Raw genomic sequence first — 2,331 nt, forward strand, 5'->3', positions numbered from 1 at the left:
TATGTTGGACTTCAACGACCCCAGCCACAACGGCTGCCCCTCGGCACGGTCCTGGCCGTACGTGGCCAGCAACGCCTGAGCCTCAATCGGGTCACCCAGCCGAGTCCCCGTGCCATGAGCCTCCACCGCATCGATCTCCACGGGAGACAATCCGGCAGCGGCCAGCGCCTGACGGATCACCCGCTGCTGCGATGGACCATTCGGGGCGGTCAACCCGTTCGAAGCACCATCCTGGTTGACCGCGCTAGACCGCAACACAGCCAACACCTCGTGGCCATGACGGCGAGCGTCAGACAACCGCTCCATCACCACAACCCCGACGCCCTCAGACCACCCAGTGCCATCGGCGGCATCAGCGAACGACTTGCAGCGCCCGTCCGCCGCCAAACCGCCCTGCGCCGTGAACTCGACAAAACCGTCGGAGGTGGCCATCACCGTGACGCCACCGGCGAGTGCCAGCGTGCACTCACCCGACCGCAACGCCTGGGCTGCGAGATGTATGGCGACCAAAGACGAAGAACAAGCGGTGTCCACACTCACCGCGGGCCCCTCAAGGCCCAACGTGTAAGCCACCCGACCAGAGATCACACTGGCCGCGCCACCCGTGAGCAAATGCCCCTGTAGCTGCTCACGAGAGACCAGATCGGCATACCCGGACTGGTAGACACCGGCGAAAACCCCGGTCGAACTGCCCGCCAACGAAGCAGGATCAATCCCCGCCTGTTCCAAAGCTTCCCACGACACCTCCAGCAACAACCGCTGCTGAGGATCAGTAGCCAACGCCTCCCGAGGCGAAATTCCGAAAAATGCAGCGTCGAACTCATCAACGCCGTCAACAAAGCCCCCGTGCTCAGTCGCCGACATTCCGGACCCGGGCTCGACAGTACCCAACAGTGCGTCCAGATCCCAGCCACGGCCGACAGGGAACGGAGTGATGGCATCACCCTCATCCGTGACCAGCCGCCACAGATCGTCCGGACCCGACACACCTCCGGGGAATCGGCACGCCATTCCCACGAGGGCGATCGGATCATCGGTGACCGACACCACCGCCGGCACCACAGCCGACTCCGCGGGTTGTGAACCGCCGAACTCGCCCGCCAGATACCCGGCCAACCGGGTAGCAGTCGGATAGTCGAAAACCACACTGGACGCCAGACCGAGACCCGTCTTGGACTGCAGTAAGTTACGCAGCTCGACCGCCGTCAGTGAGTCGAATCCGAGTGCCTTGAACGGCTGGTCGGTGTTGATCTGCGCGCTCGAGGCGTGCCCCAGCACGACTGCGGCGGATTCCCGGACCAGATCGAGCAGAACCTGTTCGCGTTCCGCACTGGCCATTCCGGCCAGCCGCTGCGCCAGGCCCTCACGACCATTACGAGTGTTGTTGGCAGCGCGGCGGAGACTGCCGCCGACCAGCGATCGCCACACGGCTGGGACGTCCTGCTGGGCACGCAGCGCCTGCAGGTTGAGTCGGGTCAATGCCAGCGCCGGATATCCGATGCGTATCGCGCGGTCGAACAGATCCACACCCTGGTTTACCGCCAACGGCGGCATGGCCGAACGAGCGATCCGCTGGAGGTCAGTGTGGGACAGACCGCCCACCAAGCCGATCTCGGTCGTCCAGGGCCCCCATGCCATCGACAGCCCCGGCAGTCCCTGGTCGTGGCGCTGCTGCATCAACGCGTCCAAGAACACGTTGCCCGCAGCGTAATTGGCTTGCCCACCGCTACCCGTGAGTCCCGCCACGGACGAGAACGCCACGAAGAGCGACAGATCGAGGCTTTGGGTGAGTTCGTGCAGATTCCAGGCCGCATCGACCTTTGGAGTCAGTACTCGGTCCAGCTGCTCGCCCGACAGCGATCCGATCACACCGTCCTCGAGAACCCCTGCCGCGTGCACGACCCCGGTCACCGGATGATCCGGCGAGACGGAAGCCAGCACCTCGGCCAAGGCCTGTCGGTCAGCCACATCACACGAAGCGACCGAGACCGCGGCGCCCAGCTCCCCCAACTCCGCCACCAACTCCGCGGCCCCCGGAGCATCCATACCACGCCGACTCAGCAGCAACAGATGCTGAACACCGTGCTCGGCCACCAGATGCCGCGCCAGCACACCACCCAAACCACCAGTGCCACCCGTGACCACCACCGTCCCCGACCCACCCAGAACCGACTCCGGGAAAGTGGAAGATTCGTCGGTGGGACTGACCCGGGTCAAGCGAGCAGCATGCAACTGCCCATCACGCAACACCAACTGCGGCTCATCCACAGCCAGCACCTGGCCCAGCACCACGGCGTCCAGCTCGCTGTCAGTGTCGGTGTCGAGCAGAAC

Annotated in this window: 1 protein-coding gene; it reads right to left on the minus strand. The window is 64.9% G+C overall.

The features are described from left to right. A partial coding sequence (locus O5O46_RS34855) for a type I polyketide synthase (protein WP_269859696.1) occupies positions 1-2,331 on the minus strand: 2,331 nt, incomplete at both ends.

The sequence above is a fragment of the Streptomyces sp. RPT161 genome, assembly GCF_027533845.1.
Lineage (GTDB): Bacteria > Actinomycetota > Actinomycetes > Streptomycetales > Streptomycetaceae > Streptantibioticus_A > Streptantibioticus_A silvisoli_A.